The 15996-nt window shown below is 48.1% G+C and carries 14 protein-coding genes; 9 read left to right on the top strand and 5 right to left on the bottom strand.

All coding sequences use genetic code 11. The features are described 5' to 3' along the window. Positions 1-67: 67 nt before the first annotated feature. Positions 68-1345, bottom strand: a complete 1278-nt coding sequence (locus tag ACT6R0_RS15155) for a replication-associated recombination protein A (protein WP_444653913.1) — start codon at positions 1343-1345, stop codon at positions 68-70. A gap of 120 nt (positions 1346-1465) precedes the next feature. Between ACT6R0_RS15155 and ACT6R0_RS15150 the strand changes: the two genes are divergently transcribed. From ACT6R0_RS15150 to obgE, 5 genes are all read left to right on the top strand, one after another. Continuing rightward, on the top strand, positions 1466-2266 hold the full coding sequence (locus tag ACT6R0_RS15150; protein ID WP_444653914.1) for a rhomboid family intramembrane serine protease: 801 nt from the start codon (positions 1466-1468) through the stop codon (positions 2264-2266). A 266-nt stretch (positions 2267-2532) separates the two neighbouring features. Beyond that, positions 2533-3063, top strand: a complete 531-nt coding sequence (hpt, locus tag ACT6R0_RS15145) for a hypoxanthine phosphoribosyltransferase (protein ID WP_444653916.1) — start codon at positions 2533-2535, stop codon at positions 3061-3063. Between the two features lie 18 nt (positions 3064-3081). Then, positions 3082-3657 carry an adenylate kinase gene (locus ACT6R0_RS15140; protein ID WP_444653917.1) on the top strand — a complete coding sequence of 192 codons (576 nt, stop codon included), beginning with the start codon at positions 3082-3084 and terminating at the stop codon, positions 3655-3657. 11 nt (positions 3658-3668) lie between these two features. Beyond that, entirely contained in the window at positions 3669-4946 is a 1278-nt protein-coding gene (locus tag ACT6R0_RS15135) for a hemolysin family protein (RefSeq protein WP_444653918.1), read from the top strand. Between the two features lie 132 nt (positions 4947-5078). Then, complete coding sequence (gene obgE, locus ACT6R0_RS15130; RefSeq protein WP_444653920.1) at positions 5079-6080, top strand: GTPase ObgE; 1002 nt, start codon at positions 5079-5081, stop codon at positions 6078-6080. A gap of 171 nt (positions 6081-6251) precedes the next feature. Here obgE and ACT6R0_RS15125 read toward each other — a convergent pair whose 3' ends face one another. Continuing rightward, positions 6252-7994, bottom strand: a complete 1743-nt coding sequence (locus tag ACT6R0_RS15125; RefSeq protein WP_444653921.1) for an agmatine deiminase family protein — start codon at positions 7992-7994, stop codon at positions 6252-6254. Between the two features lie 174 nt (positions 7995-8168). Between ACT6R0_RS15125 and ACT6R0_RS15120 the strand changes: the two genes are divergently transcribed. The 3 genes from ACT6R0_RS15120 (at position 8169) to ACT6R0_RS15110 (ending at position 12357) form a co-directional block, all read left to right on the top strand. Then, positions 8169-9446 carry a PQQ-dependent sugar dehydrogenase gene (locus ACT6R0_RS15120; protein ID WP_444653922.1) on the top strand — a complete coding sequence of 426 codons (1278 nt, stop codon included), beginning with the start codon at positions 8169-8171 and terminating at the stop codon, positions 9444-9446. A 228-nt stretch (positions 9447-9674) separates the two neighbouring features. After that, positions 9675-11741, top strand: coding sequence for a TonB-dependent receptor (locus tag ACT6R0_RS15115; protein WP_444653924.1), 2067 nt, complete (start codon positions 9675-9677; stop codon positions 11739-11741). A 64-nt stretch (positions 11742-11805) separates the two neighbouring features. After that, a complete protein-coding gene (locus ACT6R0_RS15110; RefSeq protein ID WP_444653925.1) occupies positions 11806-12357 on the top strand; it encodes a hypothetical protein in 552 nt (183 codons plus the stop codon). A 36-nt stretch (positions 12358-12393) separates the two neighbouring features. Here the strand turns inward: ACT6R0_RS15110 and radC are convergent, their stop codons facing one another. Then, on the bottom strand, positions 12394-13092 hold the full coding sequence (gene radC, locus ACT6R0_RS15105) for a RadC family protein (RefSeq protein WP_444653927.1): 699 nt from the start codon (positions 13090-13092) through the stop codon (positions 12394-12396). A 91-nt stretch (positions 13093-13183) separates the two neighbouring features. On the opposite strand from radC, the gene ACT6R0_RS15100 reads away from it, so the two are divergent. Further along, the gene (locus tag ACT6R0_RS15100) at positions 13184-13765 is read left to right on the top strand and encodes a DUF1287 domain-containing protein (protein WP_444653928.1); all 582 of its coding nucleotides are present in this window, start codon (positions 13184-13186) and stop codon (positions 13763-13765) included. Positions 13766-13769: 4 nt separating this feature from the next. Here the strand turns inward: ACT6R0_RS15100 and ACT6R0_RS15095 are convergent, their stop codons facing one another. Both ACT6R0_RS15095 and ACT6R0_RS15090 read right to left on the bottom strand, forming a co-directional pair. After that, positions 13770-14399, bottom strand: a complete 630-nt coding sequence (locus tag ACT6R0_RS15095) for a hypothetical protein (protein ID WP_444653930.1) — start codon at positions 14397-14399, stop codon at positions 13770-13772. 131 nt (positions 14400-14530) lie between these two features. Next, on the bottom strand, positions 14531-15889 hold the full coding sequence (locus tag ACT6R0_RS15090; RefSeq protein ID WP_444653931.1) for a UDP-N-acetylmuramate--L-alanine ligase: 1359 nt from the start codon (positions 15887-15889) through the stop codon (positions 14531-14533). Positions 15890-15996 lie beyond the last annotated feature (107 nt).

The following is a 15996-nucleotide window of genomic DNA, read 5'->3' as shown; positions in this document are numbered from 1 at the left end:
AAGTCTAAAGTTGTAAAGTAGTAGCCTTTCGGCTTGCGACTTTATGACATTACAAACTTTCCGGCTTCTAATATCCATATTTCCCTCTCCACCTCCTGCGGAGGAATTCTCGGTCGGCGTTTTCGCGGCTGCTGTTTCCGGGTTCATAAAAAGCAGTATTTTTTATTTCATCGGGCAGGAATTCCTGTTCGGCAAAATTGTTATCGTAGTCGTGGGCATATTTATAATCGTCCCCATAGCCCAGTTCCTTCATTAACTTTGTTGGCGCATTGCGCAGGTGCAGCGGTACAGGTAGGTCGCCGGTTCGCTTTACAATGCTTTGTGCTTTTCCAATTGCCATGTATGTGGCATTGCTCTTAGGCGATGTAGCCAGGTACACCGCGCACTGGCTAAGGATGATGCGCGATTCCGGATAGCCGATGGCCGATACCGCCTGGAAAGCATTGTTGGCCAGTATGAGCGCTGTCGGGTTGGCAATACCAATGTCCTCCGAAGCCAGGATGAGCATCCTTCGGGCAATGAACTTCAGGTCCTCGCCGCCTTCGATCATACGGGCAAGCCAGTATACGGCCCCGTTCGGGTCGCTGCCACGCATCGATTTTATGAAAGCAGATATGATATCGTAATGCTGCTCGCCTGTTTTGTCATACAGCACGGTATTTTTCTGCGCCAGCTGCATAACCCTGTCGTTGGTGATCTCTATTTCATCACCCTCGCTTGCATTAATGACCAGTTCAAATATATTCAGCAATTTTCTTCCGTCACCACCTGATAGCTTGATCAATGCCTCGGTTTCTTTCAGGTTTATGTTTTTCTGCTTCAGGTAGGCGTCAGTCTCCATGGCGCGGTGCAGGAGCGCTTCGAGGTCTTCTTTGGTAAAGGCGTTTAGCACATATACCTGACATCTTGACAATAATGCAGGGATAACTTCAAAGCTTGGGTTCTCGGTCGTAGCACCAATTAATGTTACCCAGCCTTTTTCTACCGCTGCCAGTAGCGAATCCTGCTGCGACTTACTGAAACGATGTATCTCATCTATGAACAAAATAGGATTTTTAGCAGTGAACAAACCTCCACTCTGCTTGGCCTTATCGATCACTTCGCGCACATCCTTTACGCCCGCATTTATCGCGCTCAGCACGTAAAAAGGGCGATTGCTTTCCTGCGCCATGATCTGTGCCAGTGTGGTTTTTCCGGTACCCGGCGGCCCCCATAATATGAGCGATGGTATAATACCCCGCGCTATTTGGTGTGTGAGTGAGCCGTTAGGCCCCACAAGGTGCTGCTGGCTGATGTATTCTGATAAATGCTGTGGGCGTATGCGCTCGGCTAAAGGTGCTTCCATGCTGTAAAATTACGGATTATTAGTTTATTTTCTAATAGCGTAAAAAATATAGGCGGTTAAAATTCCTATGACATTTTAACAGGAAAATAGTTTTGGTTATGTTTTTGACTTGCCTTACGCATGAAAGACGACAGGGACGATCATTTAGTATTCTCGCCTTCGGTAGTAGCATGGCCGCTATACTTTGTGCTTACAATGTGGCTGGTGTATTGGGTTGAGGTACGTTTTAGTATCTATTTAAACGACTATGGTATACTGCCGCGCACATTCGTTGGCCTTCGTGGCATTGTGCTCAGCCCGTTCCTGCACGGCAGCTTGGAGCATATCTACAATAACTCAGTAGCGCTGCTGGTGCTCATTGCGGCAGTCCGCTATTTTTACAGGCGGCAGGCACTGCAGGTCATCGGTTACGGCATATTGCTCTCCGGTTCCTTTACCTGGCTTATTGGTCGTGAATCGTATCACATTGGGGCGAGCGGGCTCATCTATGTATTGGTAAGCTTTATTTTCTTTAAAGGGATACAGACAGGGTATTACAGGCTGGTTGCGCTATCGCTAATGGTGGTAGTACTGTACGGTGGGATGGTGTGGTACATTTTCCCGGACATTGAGCAGGGCATTTCATGGGAGGGGCATTTGGGAGGTTTTTTATCAGGGCTGCTCTTCGCACGCATCTATAAAACGCCGGAGTTCAAAGCACCAATACTTTATGACTGGCAGCAGCCTGACTTTGATCCCAGGCACGACAAATTCATGAAGCGCTTTGATGAGAACGGCAACTTCGTTAACCCGCCGAGACCGGAAGATATTGAGGTTGTGGATCCTGAGATAGTGAGTCCTTCTCCGCAGATATTGCCTTTTGTATACCGTTATATTATTACCCCCGACAAAAAGGGAGACGATCCTCAAAATGATCTTTGAGTAATAAAAGCGTTACGGCGAGCGCACCCTTGCACATCAAAATACCGCGCCGTATTTTGATAACCACCGTATCGGTTTTTTGCGGCCTGCCCGTTCAGCTATCATCTAATGTGCACGGTATTGCTAACCGCGGGCACATTGCTTTGCGTGAAAAATTATAGAGAGATGAGCCCACTGCTAAAAATATTACAAATTAGCCCCTTATAATTTAACAGCTACGTGCGAATTAGTATATTTGCAAATTATCCCAAATCATCAAATTAAGAGTGATACAGCTTCACGATAAACATTTTGTGCCTTTTATTACCGCCGAAGACATCGACGCCGTAGTAAAACGCATGGCGACACAGATCGCATTCGACCTGAAAGACGAAACCCCTGTTCTAATTGGCGTACTCAATGGCGCCTTCATGGTAATGTCCGATCTTGTAAAATACTACACCGGTCCCTGCGAAGTAAGCTTCGTAAAGATGGCATCCTATGAAGGTACACAAAGCACAGGCGACATAAAGCAGCTCATTGGGCTGGGGCAATCCCTTGAAGGTAGGAGCGTTGTTATCATCGAGGACATCGTAGACACCGGCAATACCATTGTGGAACTAAAAAAAATGTTCGAAGAGCAAAACGTAAAGCAACTCAAGATCGCTACGCTGTTCTTTAAGCCCGAAGCCTATACCAAGGACATCGCGCTCGATTACATTGGCTTCGAGATACCCAACAAGTTCATAGTGGGCTACGGTCTCGACTATGACGGACTGGGCCGCAACTTACCCGAGATCTATCAACTACAATCATAACACAACTTAATAACAAAAATGATCAATATCGTACTTTTCGGCAAGCCGGGAGCAGGCAAGGGGACACAGGCAGAGTTTTTAAAAGAGAAATACAGCCTGAAGCACATTTCAACGGGTGACCTGTTCCGCTTCCACAAAAGCAATAATACCGAATTGGGACAGCTGGCACAGTCGTATGCCGACAAAGGGATGCTGGTGCCGGATGATGTTACCATAAAAATGCTCCAGGATGAAGTGGAGCGTGATCCGGATACCAAGGGTTTTCTTTTTGACGGATTCCCGAGGACAAAGGCACAGGCCGAAGCGCTTGATGTTTTTTTATGGTCAAAAGGTTGGAAAGTAGACGCGACCGTAGCCCTTGAAGCAGATGATGAGGTGCTTATAAAGCGCCTTTTAGAAAGGGGTAAGACCAGCGGAAGGCCCGACGACCAGGACGAAGATAAGATCCGTGTACGCTACCAGGAATATAACGAAAAAACGGCTCCGCTAATGGACTACTATGCCAAACAGGGTAAATTCCATTCGGTTGACGGCATTGGTGATATTGCCCAGATCACACACCGTTTGAGTTCGGTGATCGATACGCTTAACTAAAAATTCCACCATTGGAAATAGCCATAATATTATTACTTATTGTTCTTAACGGGGTATTCTCGATGTCGGAGATAGCCCTTATATCGGCTCGCAAGAACCGCCTGGAAATGGCTGCCAAGAAGGGCAATGCCAGTGCGCAGGCGGCACTTGACCTGGCCAATTCGCCTAATAAATTCCTTTCAACGGTACAGATAGGCATCACGCTTATTGGCATCCTTACAGGTATTTATTCAGGCGACAAGGTAACCGATGATGTGCGGGTTTTCATAGAGCAATTCGAAGTTCTGCAACCGTACAGCAAAAATATTTCGGTGGGTATAGTTGTCGTGATATTAACGTTCTTCTCACTGGTGTTGGGTGAGCTGCTCCCGAAAAGGATAGGGCTCAACTATCCGGAGACCATTGCTAAAACGATGGCCCTGCCGATGAAGTACATTTCGATCATTACGGCGCCATTCATCTGGTTATTGACCACTACGACCGACTTCCTACTTAAGATATTCAGCATTCGCCCGACGGCGGACGGAAAAGTGACCGAGGAGGAGATCAAGGCCATTATTAAGGAAGGTACCGAAGGCGGCGAGGTACAGGAGATAGAGCACGACATCATGGAACGCGTTTTCCATATTGGTGACCGAAAAGTCAACTCGCTGATGACTCACCGCAAGTCGGTGGTGTACCTGTCAACCGAATCGGATAAGGCAGGCGTGCGGGAGATCATGCTGGACGAACTACACTCTATGTATCCCGTTTGCGATGGCAACAGCCTTGACGATGTGATAGGTATCGTACAGCTTAAGGACATTTTTGCGAATTACGATAACCCTGAATTTAGGCTGAAAGATATCGTAAGGGAGCCAACCTACCTGATAGAGCATACGTCTGCTTATAAGGCGCTGGAGCTGTTCAAGAACTCAAAAGTACATTATGCGCTGGTTACAGATGAGTATGGCGTGTTTCAGGGAGTTATAACGTTGAATGACATACTGGAAGCGCTTGTGGGCGATGCTGCCGACTTTTATGAGGATGAATTTAGCCTTGTTGCCAACGACGATAATACATGGACGGTAGACGGATCGTACCCCCTGCATGACTTCCTGACCTATTTTGACCTCGACGACCTTATCAGCGATTACGAAGTGACCACGGTAAGCGGCCTGATCATGACAGAACTGTCGTACATACCTAAGGAAGGCGAAAAGCTGGCCTGGCACTTATATGAGCTTGAAGTGCTGTCGATGGACGGTGTGAAGATCGATAAGGTGAGGGTCCGCTCTCTTAAAGAATAAAGTTCGGTGTTCCGGGACAAGGGTCCAGGATTAGCTCGTCTGGGGCACGATAAATAATAATGGTTTAAAGAGGGTTGAAAGTGCTGATCGGCAACTTTTGACTTTAAACTTTAAACTTTAAACCAACAAAAAATGACAGAAGGGAATTTTGTAGATTATGTAAAGATATATGTATCCTCCGGAAAAGGGGGTAAGGGATCTACGCACCTGCACAGGGAAAAGTTTATTGAAAAAGGCGGCCCTGACGGAGGGGACGGCGGACGTGGCGGACACGTGTACTTAGTAGGCAACAAAAGCCTGTGGACACTATTCCACCTTAAGTTCGCGCGGCACATCAAGGCGACCCACGGCGGCGATGGCGGAAGCGCACGCAGCACCGGTGCCGATGGCGATGATAAATACATTGAAGTACCGCTGGGAACGGTAGTAAAAGACCAAGAGACCGGCGAAGTACTGTTTGAAATAACTGAGGACGGCGAAAAGCAGATATTGGTAAAAGGCGGCAAGGGCGGGCTGGGCAACTGGCATTTCCGCAGCGCGACCAACCAGACGCCAAGGTACTCACAGCCGGGTATGCCGTCAGAGGAAAAAGATGTACTGCTAGAGTTAAAGGTATTGGCCGATGTGGGCCTTGTAGGCTTCCCGAACGCGGGTAAGTCAACTTTGCTTTCGGTACTCACATCTGCGAAACCCAAGATCGCCGATTACCCGTTCACCACACTCAAGCCAAACCTTGGCATCGTGGCATACAGGGATTACCAGTCGTTCGTGATGGCAGATATCCCCGGGATAATAGAGGGTGCAGCGGAAGGCAAGGGCCTTGGGCACTACTTCCTTCGCCATATAGAAAGGAACTCCACACTATTATTCCTGATTCCTGCCGATGCCGATGATATTAAAGAACAATACGAGATATTACTTGATGAGCTGCGCCGCTATAACCCGGAGATGCTCGACAAGGACAGGCTTGTTGTAATATCCAAATGCGATATGCTCGATGATGAGCTAAAGGCCGAAATGAAAGCGGTCCTGGATAAAGAATTTAAAGGAATGCCGTATATGTTCATATCTTCCGTAGCACAGCAAGGGCTTACAGAACTGAAGGACAAGTTGTGGCAGATGCTCAACAATTAAACAATAAAGCGCCGTAAGGCGCTTTATTTGTGGTTATTATGGCGGGATTTGTCATTCTGGACGCAGCCTGCGGGTGAAGTATATTTATTAAAGATTAAGAGTTCCTACCTTCGTCAGAAATGAAACAGTTACAGTGTAAGGATTCATAATTATCAGTTGTATCGTTATCTGTTACAACTGCAAAACCCTTCTCACCACTTTCCCAAATCGCCCCTCAAAAGTCACGAAAAGCGTACCGCTCCAGTGATCGGCGATGCTTAGGGTAATGGTTCCGTTTCCATCAGCTATCGTATTGCTGTACAGTTGCTGGCCAAGAACATTCGTGATCTTTACGGTCATCGGCCCATCGATCTGGTTCAGGTCGAAGCTCACTGTGCCCTGTGCCGGGTTGGGGTAAGCCCCGGAGATCCCTTTAACCGCCCATTCTTCTATAGACAGCACTTCTACATTTATCGTCCAGAAACCTGTCGGCGCCACCAGTGGACGTGTGAGTCTTTTGCCGGAATTGGCCTGCGCCCAGATGTAATATTCCACATCGGTGCCGTCATTGCCGGTAGGTATATTGGCCGACCAGTTATCGGCTCCTGCCGAAGACATTATGGCATCGTTCCATTCGGTCGTTCCCTCATTCCTCCAAAATACTTTGGCACCTGCGATGCCCGACTCGTGCTTTATCATCGCATGAATGGCAACCGATGTATTGGTAGCAGCTTCTTTTACCGCCTGATGCACGATGAGTAGCGGCTCATTTACACCTATGGTATGGGTGATGCAGTGTATCGCACCCGATGAGGCAATGAGCGTTTCCTCGGCATTATCCACATCAATGCCCACAACGGTATAGCCGGGCATGAGCGCCTGGTATTTGGCTATTGCGGCAGCATCGGTTTGCGGACGGTACAGCGGTATGAGCACTGTTTTGTTGACGATCGTCGCATTGCTGTAGGTGCGGTAATAGCCATTGGTATCGGGGTATGCGCCCGAAGTGCTAGGCGGTGCATCGATCCATTCTACTTTGTATGGCGTACCGAAGTGCGATACTTGGTTAGCTAGTACGTACTCAATGTTCTCTTCTATCTGTGGGCCATCGGCCACACCGGGAGGGTAGCGGCTCACAAGCAGGGTTTCCTCATCTAGCAGCTTCATGTGCATGTCGATGTGGTGTATACCATCGTAAGGCAGCACAGGCATTTTTATGTAATTGGTAATTCCCATATAGTTTGCCATGATTCCATCTATCTGCCCCTCATCCTTTACCGAAACACCATACGGGTTGCCCTCATTGTTCTCTTCAAGTATCAGCTCGGAGGCAAAGGCATTACCCAGTCCGTCGCTCATCCAGTTGCCACCCGTGTTCACAAGGTCGTTCATGCCGGAGTCAGTCACATATATCGGTATTCCGGTCAGTGCGGCATGTGCTGACGGCATCACGTTGTCGTTAGGGCGCGGCCGGTTGTAGATCCAATCGACCAGAGCGCGTTCGCCCACATCATTGGAGTATACCGTGTTGCCACTATAATCACGCGTCCAGATGCTGTCCCATGATGCATTCATGAAGATCACGTTCGTCAGGTCGACACCATTCGTTGTCAGGTAGGCGGACACAGAGGCTTCATCTTCGGTCGTGATAATGACCTTGCATTCGGATACCGCAGCCTGCACGATCTGGCGCAGTATATTGGGGTACCAGGGATCCCAAGTGACCACGAGGTATTCTACTTCTTCCCATTCGGCCGCGGTGCGCACTGCAGATGGTGGGGGAGGGCTCATCATGGCATTGCGGAATGCAAAGCCCGAGACCACGTTGTGCTCGGCTGGCGCGAAGCCTTTAGGCAGTGACAGTTCCTGTGCGGAAGCACTCAAGGATAGTGATAGGAATGCCGTATATAGTGCAGTTATGTATAGTTTTCTCATAGAGTGGTGTTTATAGCGAATATAGTATTTTTTGCCGACCGAAATTAATTATGCGGGCAGATCCTTAATAAACTATGTGTTAATCGTACTCAATGTTAAATTACACCTAATTCATAAGGCTTTGGAAGTGTTAATAAGTAAATTCGTAAAGCATCGAATAACATAATTACTACTATGAGAACATCCTTTATCACACTGTCCCTTGTGGCCGCATTAAGCTTGGCATCCTGCAAAAAAGACCGCATTACGAAAGAAGAAAAAAAAGAGGCAAAAGCCGAAGGCAGCACCACCGTGCAAACCGCCATTGGGCCGCTTACGCTGGTAGCGCCGTTCACGACTGAGTCGGCCACCAAAAGTAACAGTATGGTCGACTGGCCTGAAGGGCAAACCCCAAAAGCCCCGGCAGGATTTACCGTAACCAAATTTGCAACCGAACTCAAGAATCCCCGCAACACCTACATAGCGCCTAATGGCGATATTTTTGTGGCTGAATCGAATACCAAAGGCAGTGCCGATCAGATCACCATTTTCCGCGATAAGGACAAGGACGGCAAGTTTGAGACCCGCTATGTTTTTGCGGAAGGCCTGAACCAGAACTACGGGATGCTGGTGCTGAAAAATTATTTTTACATCGCTAATACTGACGGGTTGTATCGATACCCGTATAAAGAAAGCGACCTCAAGCTGGCTCCCAAAGGCGAAAAGATCGTGGAGCTTCCCGGCAAGGGCTATAACAACCACTGGACACGCAACCTCTTGGCAAATGCAGATGGGTCGAAGATATACATTTCTGTAGGCTCATCGAGCAATGTGGGTGAGAACGGCATGGAAAATGAAGTGCGCCGTGCCTGCATACTGGAGATCAACCCTGACGGCAGCGGCGAACGCATTTACGCCGGGGGCCTTCGCAACCCGGTGGGGATGGACTGGAACCCTGCCAATAAAGAACTGTGGACCGCCGTAAATGAGCGTGATGAATTGGGCGACGATCTTGTGCCCGATTACATTACAAGCGTAAAAGAAGGTGGTTTTTATGGATGGCCATACTCGTACTACGGGCAGATCGAAGACCCGCGCATGAAAGGCAAGTCGCCTGAACTTGTAGCAAAAGCTATAGTCCCTGACGTTCCTGTGGGAAGCCATACCGCGGCACTGGGGCTCACATTTTATAACGCCGACAAATTTCCGGCAGCATATAAGGGCGGCGCTTTTGTGGGACAGCACGGCTCATGGAACCGTTCCATACTGAGTGGCTATAAAGTACTGTTCGTCCCTTTTAAAAACGGCAAGCCATCGGGACCGCCGCAGGATTTCCTTACCGGTTTCATCGCCGATGAGAAAAAAGCGCAGGCATGGGGCCGCCCGGTGGATGTGACCGTGATGAATGACGGGTCGCTATTGGTGAATGACGACAGCGGGAATACACTTTGGAAGGTGAGTGTTTCTAAATAAATTCCAAAACAGGTCCCAAATAACAAGATTGAACTTTAGAAGCCTAATTTTTCCTTTTCCATTTATAAAACCTCTAACGGTGAGTCTCATTACGAGGAGGCATAACGAAGCAGTTTTTCTTTTGATCGCGACACGTAGTGGCGGAAGAGCGATTGCTTCATCATGCCTCTTCGCAATGCCCCTACCAAAATATTTTTAAAACATATCCTATTTGTTTAGCTTTATGCCATGCTAAAAAAACTACTGCTACTCCTGTTCCTTCTTACGCTGAATGCTTTTGCACAGCAGCCCACGGACAGCACGTCTTTACAGGAAGTGGTCATCAGCCGCTACCACATCAACGACAGCCTGCTGAATGCTCCGGCTTCCATCGGCATCCTCTCCCAGGTACAGATACAGCGAAACAATTTATCCGACATATCGCCGGTGCTCAATACATTGCCGGGTGTGTTCATGCAGTCGGGAGGCATCAATACCAACCGCATTTCCATCCGCGGCATTGGGGCAAGGACGCCTTATGGGACTAATAAGATCAGGGCGTTTTATGGCAGCATCCCGCTCACGTCGGGCGACAGCGAAACCACCATCGAAGACATCGACCTCGAGATCATTAGCCAGATAGAGGTTATAAAAGGGCCGCTCTCAAGCGTATATGGCGCAGGTTTGGGTGGTGCCATATTGCTTTCGCCAAAATTGTCATCAGCAACAGGGAGCACGGGACGCATCACCACCACGCATGGTTCGTTCGGGCTGATGAAGAATACGATCGGTTACAGCCTCAACACTCAAAACGGGAGCCTTAACCTCAGCTATCACAAACTCGAAACCGACGGCTACCGCGACAACAGTGCTTACAGCCGTGAAGGCGTGACCCTTGCCGGAGAGCTGTTCCGAAAGGGAAATAGTAAACTGTCATACTTTGGGAATTACACCTACCTGAAAGCCTATATACCGAGCTCTGTCGATAAGGGAACTTTTGAGAACGACCCACGCGCGGCGGCTTTTACATGGAATGCGGCCAAAGGTTATGAGCAGTATGACTCCTGGCTGGGAGGACTTGCATACGACTGGCAGGTTGGGAATATTAAGAACTCGACTTCCGCATTCATCAATTTTAAGGAGAATTATGAACCGCGGCCTTTCGATATCCTGGCGCAGGACACTAAAGCGTGGGGAGCCCGCACGCAATTCTCAGGTGATCTCAGGCTGGGCAAAATGACAACGCGGTTCGTTGCAGGGCTTGAATATTTTAATGATGGGTTCGAGGGTAGCACTTATGCCAATCTGTACGAGGACAACAACGGTCAGGGCAGCATACAGGGCAACAGGCTTACGGGTACCGAACAGCAGCGCGACTTTATTAATGCCTTTGCGCAGCTCAGGGTTCAGCTGGCACGGAAGTGGGAATTGCAGGCCGGGCTGAATTACAACAAAACACAATTTGAACTCAACACCGTCTTTCCCGAAGCGTCAACATTTTCTAAAGGTTATGGGTATGAAGGCATTTGGTCGCCACAGGCATCGCTGCTGTACAAGCCTTCGTCACTGCAAATGCTCTATGCTTCGGTGAGCCGTGGATTTTCACTACCGTCTATCGAGGAAACCCTGACCGCGGCGGGGACCATTAACCCCAACATAAAACCGGAGAGCGGGTATAACTTTGAGGTGGGCGGTAAGTTTTGGCTTCAGGACAGGAACCTGTATGCTGAGATATCATTATACCGCATGCAGGTGAAGGACCTGCTGGTGGCACAGCGCGTAGGAGATGACCAGTATGTTGGCGTGAATGCCGGTGAAACGTTGCACCAGGGCGTCGAGACAAGCATCAACCACCACTGGCAGATAAGCCCGGATGTCGCATTGAAGCGGTATGTAGCGGTGTCAATAGGAAAGTATGAGTTTACCGAATTCCTCAACAACGGCGTGGATCATTCAGGGAACGAGCTCACAGGCGTTCCGGACAACAAGATCAATGCGGGCATTACTTTGCTTGCACCATATGGGCTGTACCTCTCGGCCGACTATTATTATGTCGACCGCCTGCCGTTGAATGATGCCAACTCGCTCTACGCCGACAGCTATAACCTGCTCAATGGGAAAGCGGGGTGGAGGCAGGAATTGTTCAAAGGGTTCACAGCCCACGTTTCGGCCGGTGTGAACAATGCTACCGATACAAAATATGCTTCGATGGTATTGGTCAATGCAACGGGTTTTGGGGGAGCGTCGCCAAGGTATTATTATCCGGGGCTGCCGGTCAACTTTTATGGGAATGTTTCGGTTGGGTATATATTTTAGCCTTCAGAAAATTACCTGATCAGAATAGTGGCAAAATCCCTATTTTCGTATCAAACATTTCATAGTGGACCAGGAATTCTACAACAGTATAGCCAACAGTACTGCCCATCGCCCCATCCGCGATCTGCTGTCGGGTCGCGTGCTGCATGATCCTGCATTACTCCAGGAGCTGTTGCATATAGCACTTGATATAAAAGACAAGAACCACCACAAGGCCTGCTGGATACTCGAACTCGTGATGGAAGCCAGGATAGAGTGGTTAACACCTCATAGGGATGCTTTTTGCAACACTTTATCCGGATACAGGCAGGAGGGTGCCATACGGTCGGTCTCTAAGATATGCCTGTTTGCCGTGACCCGTCATCAAAAGGAAAAATTCCTGGAACCTAACCATTTGGAACAGATAACGGAGGTGTGCTTTGACTGGCTCATTGATCCTGAAGGGAAAGTGGCGGCAAAAACATACGCCATGCGGGCGCTGTTCCTGCTGGGTGAAAAAGAGGACTGGATCTTCCCGGAACTCCTACGTATACTTTCAGAAGATTCTGTGAAGCATACGGCAGCATATAAGGGTGCGGCAAGGGATATTTTAAAGCGTATAGCATCACATAGGTAAGGCATACTGCTGATAAAGAGCAGATAAGAGGATTGATTATAATATCCCGGTGTCTGCAAAACTCAAATAGCCTGTCTCAGTAATAATTACATGATCAAGTACACTTATGTTCAGGGTACGCCCGGCCGCTTTGAGCTCACGTGTAAGCTGCCTGTCGGGTTCGCTGGCCTGCAGTTGGCCCGACGGATGGTTGTGGCAAAGTATGATGCCTACCGCATTATGTTCCAGAGCAAGCCTGAACACGATACGGGCGTCTACGATCGTAGCTGTGATCCCGCCTTTACTAAGCTGCGATCTATAAATGACCTTATTGGAGTTGTTGAGGTATAATATCCAGAACTCTTCATGGGGAAGTTCGCCAATTATAGGCTGCATTATATCGAACACTGCACGGCTGGAGGTTATTTTTTTCAGTTCGACCACCTCTTCTTCCCTTCGTCTTCTCCCAAGTTCCATGGCTGCAGCAATGGTAATTGCTTTTGCTTCACCAATACCCTTGAAATTCATAAGCTGCTGTAACGATTGTTTGCCCAGCAAGTTCAGGTTGTTATCCACACTTGCCAGGATACGCTTGCTTAGCTCGACCGCGCTTTCGTTACGGCTCCCCGACCCGATGAGTATGGCTATCAGCTCGGCATCGCTTAGTGCCGCTTTACCTTTGAGCATGAGCTTTTCGCGGGGCTGGTCATCTTCGGCCCAGTATTTTATCGAGAAAGTGCCTTGTGTTTCGTCCATGGTTAACGCAGTTTGCACGAATTTAAATAAATTCACGATGCACGGGCATACTATTGTAAAATATTCTGCCGTTTCTATTAAAAACCAAACCATGAAACACATAGTACTACTATTCCTCATCGGGATCGCCTGCATCCCGGCTGAAAAGACCTTTTTTGATAAACTGTCCGACGCGGCACTTACACTGACAAAAGACAAAGTGCACTACAGTGGCGCTTACCATAAGATCCCCTACCCAAATGGCGATGTGCCAAAAGGAATCGGTGTTTGCACGGATGTGGTGATACGGGCTTACCGCAAGCTTGGCATCGACCTCCAAAAGGAAGTGCATGAGGATATGAAGGCCAACTTTTCTAAATACCCTAAAAGCTGGGGGCTAAAAAGCACCGATACCAATATCGATCACCGGCGCGTACCGAACCTGCAGGTCTTCTTTACCCGAAAAGGAAAGTCATTACCCGTAACCAGTAAAGCCCCCGACTATAAGCCAGGGGACGTCGTAACGTGGATGCTCCCGGGTAATCTGCCACACATTGGTATTGTGGTGGATAAGAGATCGTTAAAGAATAGTGGTGGGTATATGGTGGTACACAACATCGGCGGAGGCCAAATCCTTGAGGATTGCTTATTTGACCATAAGGTGACAGGACATTACAGGTACGAGAAGAAATAAATTATTAATTTAATTCATAGTAAATAAGGCGATCTTCAAAATAGGCCATGGAATTAGTAAGGCGGCGATGTTCTAACACGATTCCAACACCGGACTCGTAGCTGGTTTTACAGGCCATACCTGCTGGATAATTTACTATAGGAACAGGGGTAAAATATCCTGTGTACGGAGCAACCGTATAATTGTTGCCTTCAACAGTTACATTGATATTTTCCTCCAATTGCCAGATTACAGAGCCACCTCCAACAGGGTGTGATATTTCTGAGATATACTGATATTCAGTATCCATTCCCGGATGTATGACGATGCCGTGGTTAGTTATAAGATGCCCTTGTTCATTAACCCGCAATAGCTCGTCCCGTTCTTCTGTGAGAAAACCTGAGCCGGTATATATTTTGTGATTGAAATTAAAATATGTGTCTCCGTCCACAATTTGCTGGCCCGTGATTCTAACACTGTCTATCTGTCCTGAAGAAGTTTCGATCCCTTCAGCCGATACGCTGTATAGCTTATAGACCCATAGGTTTCCCTCTGTAAGCGCAAAAAATCCTTCATCTCCATTGTTGTTGGTATCATCATCAGCGCATGAGGCCATTAATGCAGTAATAGCTACTAAAGCAATTAGTTTTTTCATAATATTAGTTTGGTTTGTAGTCTAAAAACTACTTTGCCAAAGGAATATTGTATTGAAGCAATAAGTATTTTATTGTGTTAATAAAAAAGAGATGTGATAAATGCTGTTAGTATTAATGAGATGTTCATAAACTATAGCAACGTCTTGACCTCATCAAAATTCAGCCCGCCGTAATTACCCGAACTCATCAGTAATAGTGCGATTCCCTCGGTATCATATTTCAAATGGAACAGGTACTCCTTAAAGGCTGCCGGATTCGTGTATATAATGAGGTCTTCGCGGTTGAAGGCTTTGGCTATCTGCTCGTGCGTCACTTCCTCCAGCTGCTTTATCCTGACCGCATCGGGACTGAAGAACACCACAGCCACATCGGCCGCATCGAGCGCTCCTTCATATTCTTTTAAAAATTCCGCATTCAGGCTGCTGTAGGTATGCAATTCCAAACAGGCGATCAACGTGCGCTCCGGGTACTGTTCCTTTACGGCTTTTGTGGTGGCAGCTACCTTGCTTGGCGAATGCGCAAAGTCTTTATAAGCGACATTCTTTCCGTTCTCAGCGATCTTTTCCAGGCGCTTGCTTGCTCCCTTGAAGGTAGCAATGGCTTCATAAAAATCGGCCTCATCCACGCCCATGTTCTGGCAGATCCATTTGGCTCCGGCAAGGTTGTTCAGGTTATGTGCGCCAAATACTTCAATCGGCATTGGTCCTTCGGGCGTTTCAAGATAGGTAATGCCATTCTGCACGGTATATTCCGGTGTGTGGTACGGCAGCTTGCGTATTGGATTGGTCGCCGCTTCGGATACGCGCTTTACTTCAGTGTCGTTCTCGTTATAGACTAAAATACCGCCGTTGGTTATCTTCTCTATAAAGATCTCAAATTGCTCCACGTAGTTCTCATAAGTCGGGAACACGTTGATATGATCCCAAGCAATACCGCTGATCAGGGCAATGTTAGGTTGGTACAGGTGGAACTTCGGCCTGCGGTCCATGGGCGACGACAGGTATTCATCGCCTTCGAGTACAATGAAGTCGTTATCCTCCGTTAGGTGTACCATGTTATCAAATCCTTCCAGCTGTGCACCCACCATGAAATCTACCTCAATGTTGTGGTACTTCATTACGTGGAGTATCATGCTGGTTATGGTCGTCTTACCATGCGAACCGCCAATCACAACGCGGGTCTTGTTCTTCGATTGCTCATAAAGGAATTCGGGGTACGAGTAGATGGTCAGCCCCAGCTCTTGAGCCTTCAGCAGCTCCAGATTGTCAGCCTTAGCGTGCATTCCCAGAATAACGGCCTCGATATCTGGTGTGATCCTTTCGGGGAACCAGCCCAATTCGGCAGGCAGAAGGCCTTTCTTTTCAAGGCGGGTGCGCGAGGGTTCGAATATGGCATCGTCGCTGCCGGTTACTTTGTATCCTTTATCGTGAAGGGCCAGCGCCAGGTTGTGCATGGCCGCGCCGCCTATGGCTATGAAGTGTGTTCGCATTATATAGTTTTATATGCTTCAAAAATAGGGAAAATCAGGGCGAAAGGAAAATATATTTTGAGAAGGAGGATCAAAACCACCCAAATCATTTGGCACCGCTCAAAAGG

The sequence above is a fragment of the Flavobacterium sp. genome, from assembly GCF_052437795.1.
In the GTDB taxonomy this organism is placed as follows: Bacteria; Bacteroidota; Bacteroidia; order Flavobacteriales; family Flavobacteriaceae; genus Flavobacterium.
The sequence above is the reverse complement of the archived record's forward strand: the minus strand, read 5'-3'. Positions and strand labels throughout refer to the sequence as shown.

Excerpts from the sequence above, each read along its gene's own strand:
- ACT6R0_RS15150 (WP_444653914.1), top strand. The coding sequence starts at position 1,466 with ATGAAAGACGACAGGGACGATCATTTAGTATTCTCGCCTTCGGTAGTA.
- ACT6R0_RS15125 (WP_444653921.1), bottom strand. The coding sequence starts at position 7,994 with ATGAGAAAACTATACATAACTGCACTATATACGGCATTCCTATCACTA.
- radC (WP_444653927.1), bottom strand. The coding sequence starts at position 13,092 with ATGGACGAAACACAAGGCACTTTCTCGATAAAATACTGGGCCGAAGAT.
- ACT6R0_RS15155 (WP_444653913.1), bottom strand. The coding sequence starts at position 1,345 with ATGGAAGCACCTTTAGCCGAGCGCATACGCCCACAGCATTTATCAGAA.
- ACT6R0_RS15100 (WP_444653928.1), top strand. The coding sequence starts at position 13,184 with ATGAAACACATAGTACTACTATTCCTCATCGGGATCGCCTGCATCCCG.
- ACT6R0_RS15090 (WP_444653931.1), bottom strand. The coding sequence starts at position 15,889 with ATGCGAACACACTTCATAGCCATAGGCGGCGCGGCCATGCACAACCTG.
- ACT6R0_RS15140 (WP_444653917.1), top strand. The coding sequence starts at position 3,082 with ATGATCAATATCGTACTTTTCGGCAAGCCGGGAGCAGGCAAGGGGACA.
- ACT6R0_RS15115 (WP_444653924.1), top strand. The coding sequence starts at position 9,675 with ATGCTAAAAAAACTACTGCTACTCCTGTTCCTTCTTACGCTGAATGCT.
- ACT6R0_RS15120 (WP_444653922.1), top strand. The coding sequence starts at position 8,169 with ATGAGAACATCCTTTATCACACTGTCCCTTGTGGCCGCATTAAGCTTG.
- ACT6R0_RS15095 (WP_444653930.1), bottom strand. The coding sequence starts at position 14,399 with ATGAAAAAACTAATTGCTTTAGTAGCTATTACTGCATTAATGGCCTCA.
- obgE (WP_444653920.1), top strand. The coding sequence starts at position 5,079 with ATGACAGAAGGGAATTTTGTAGATTATGTAAAGATATATGTATCCTCC.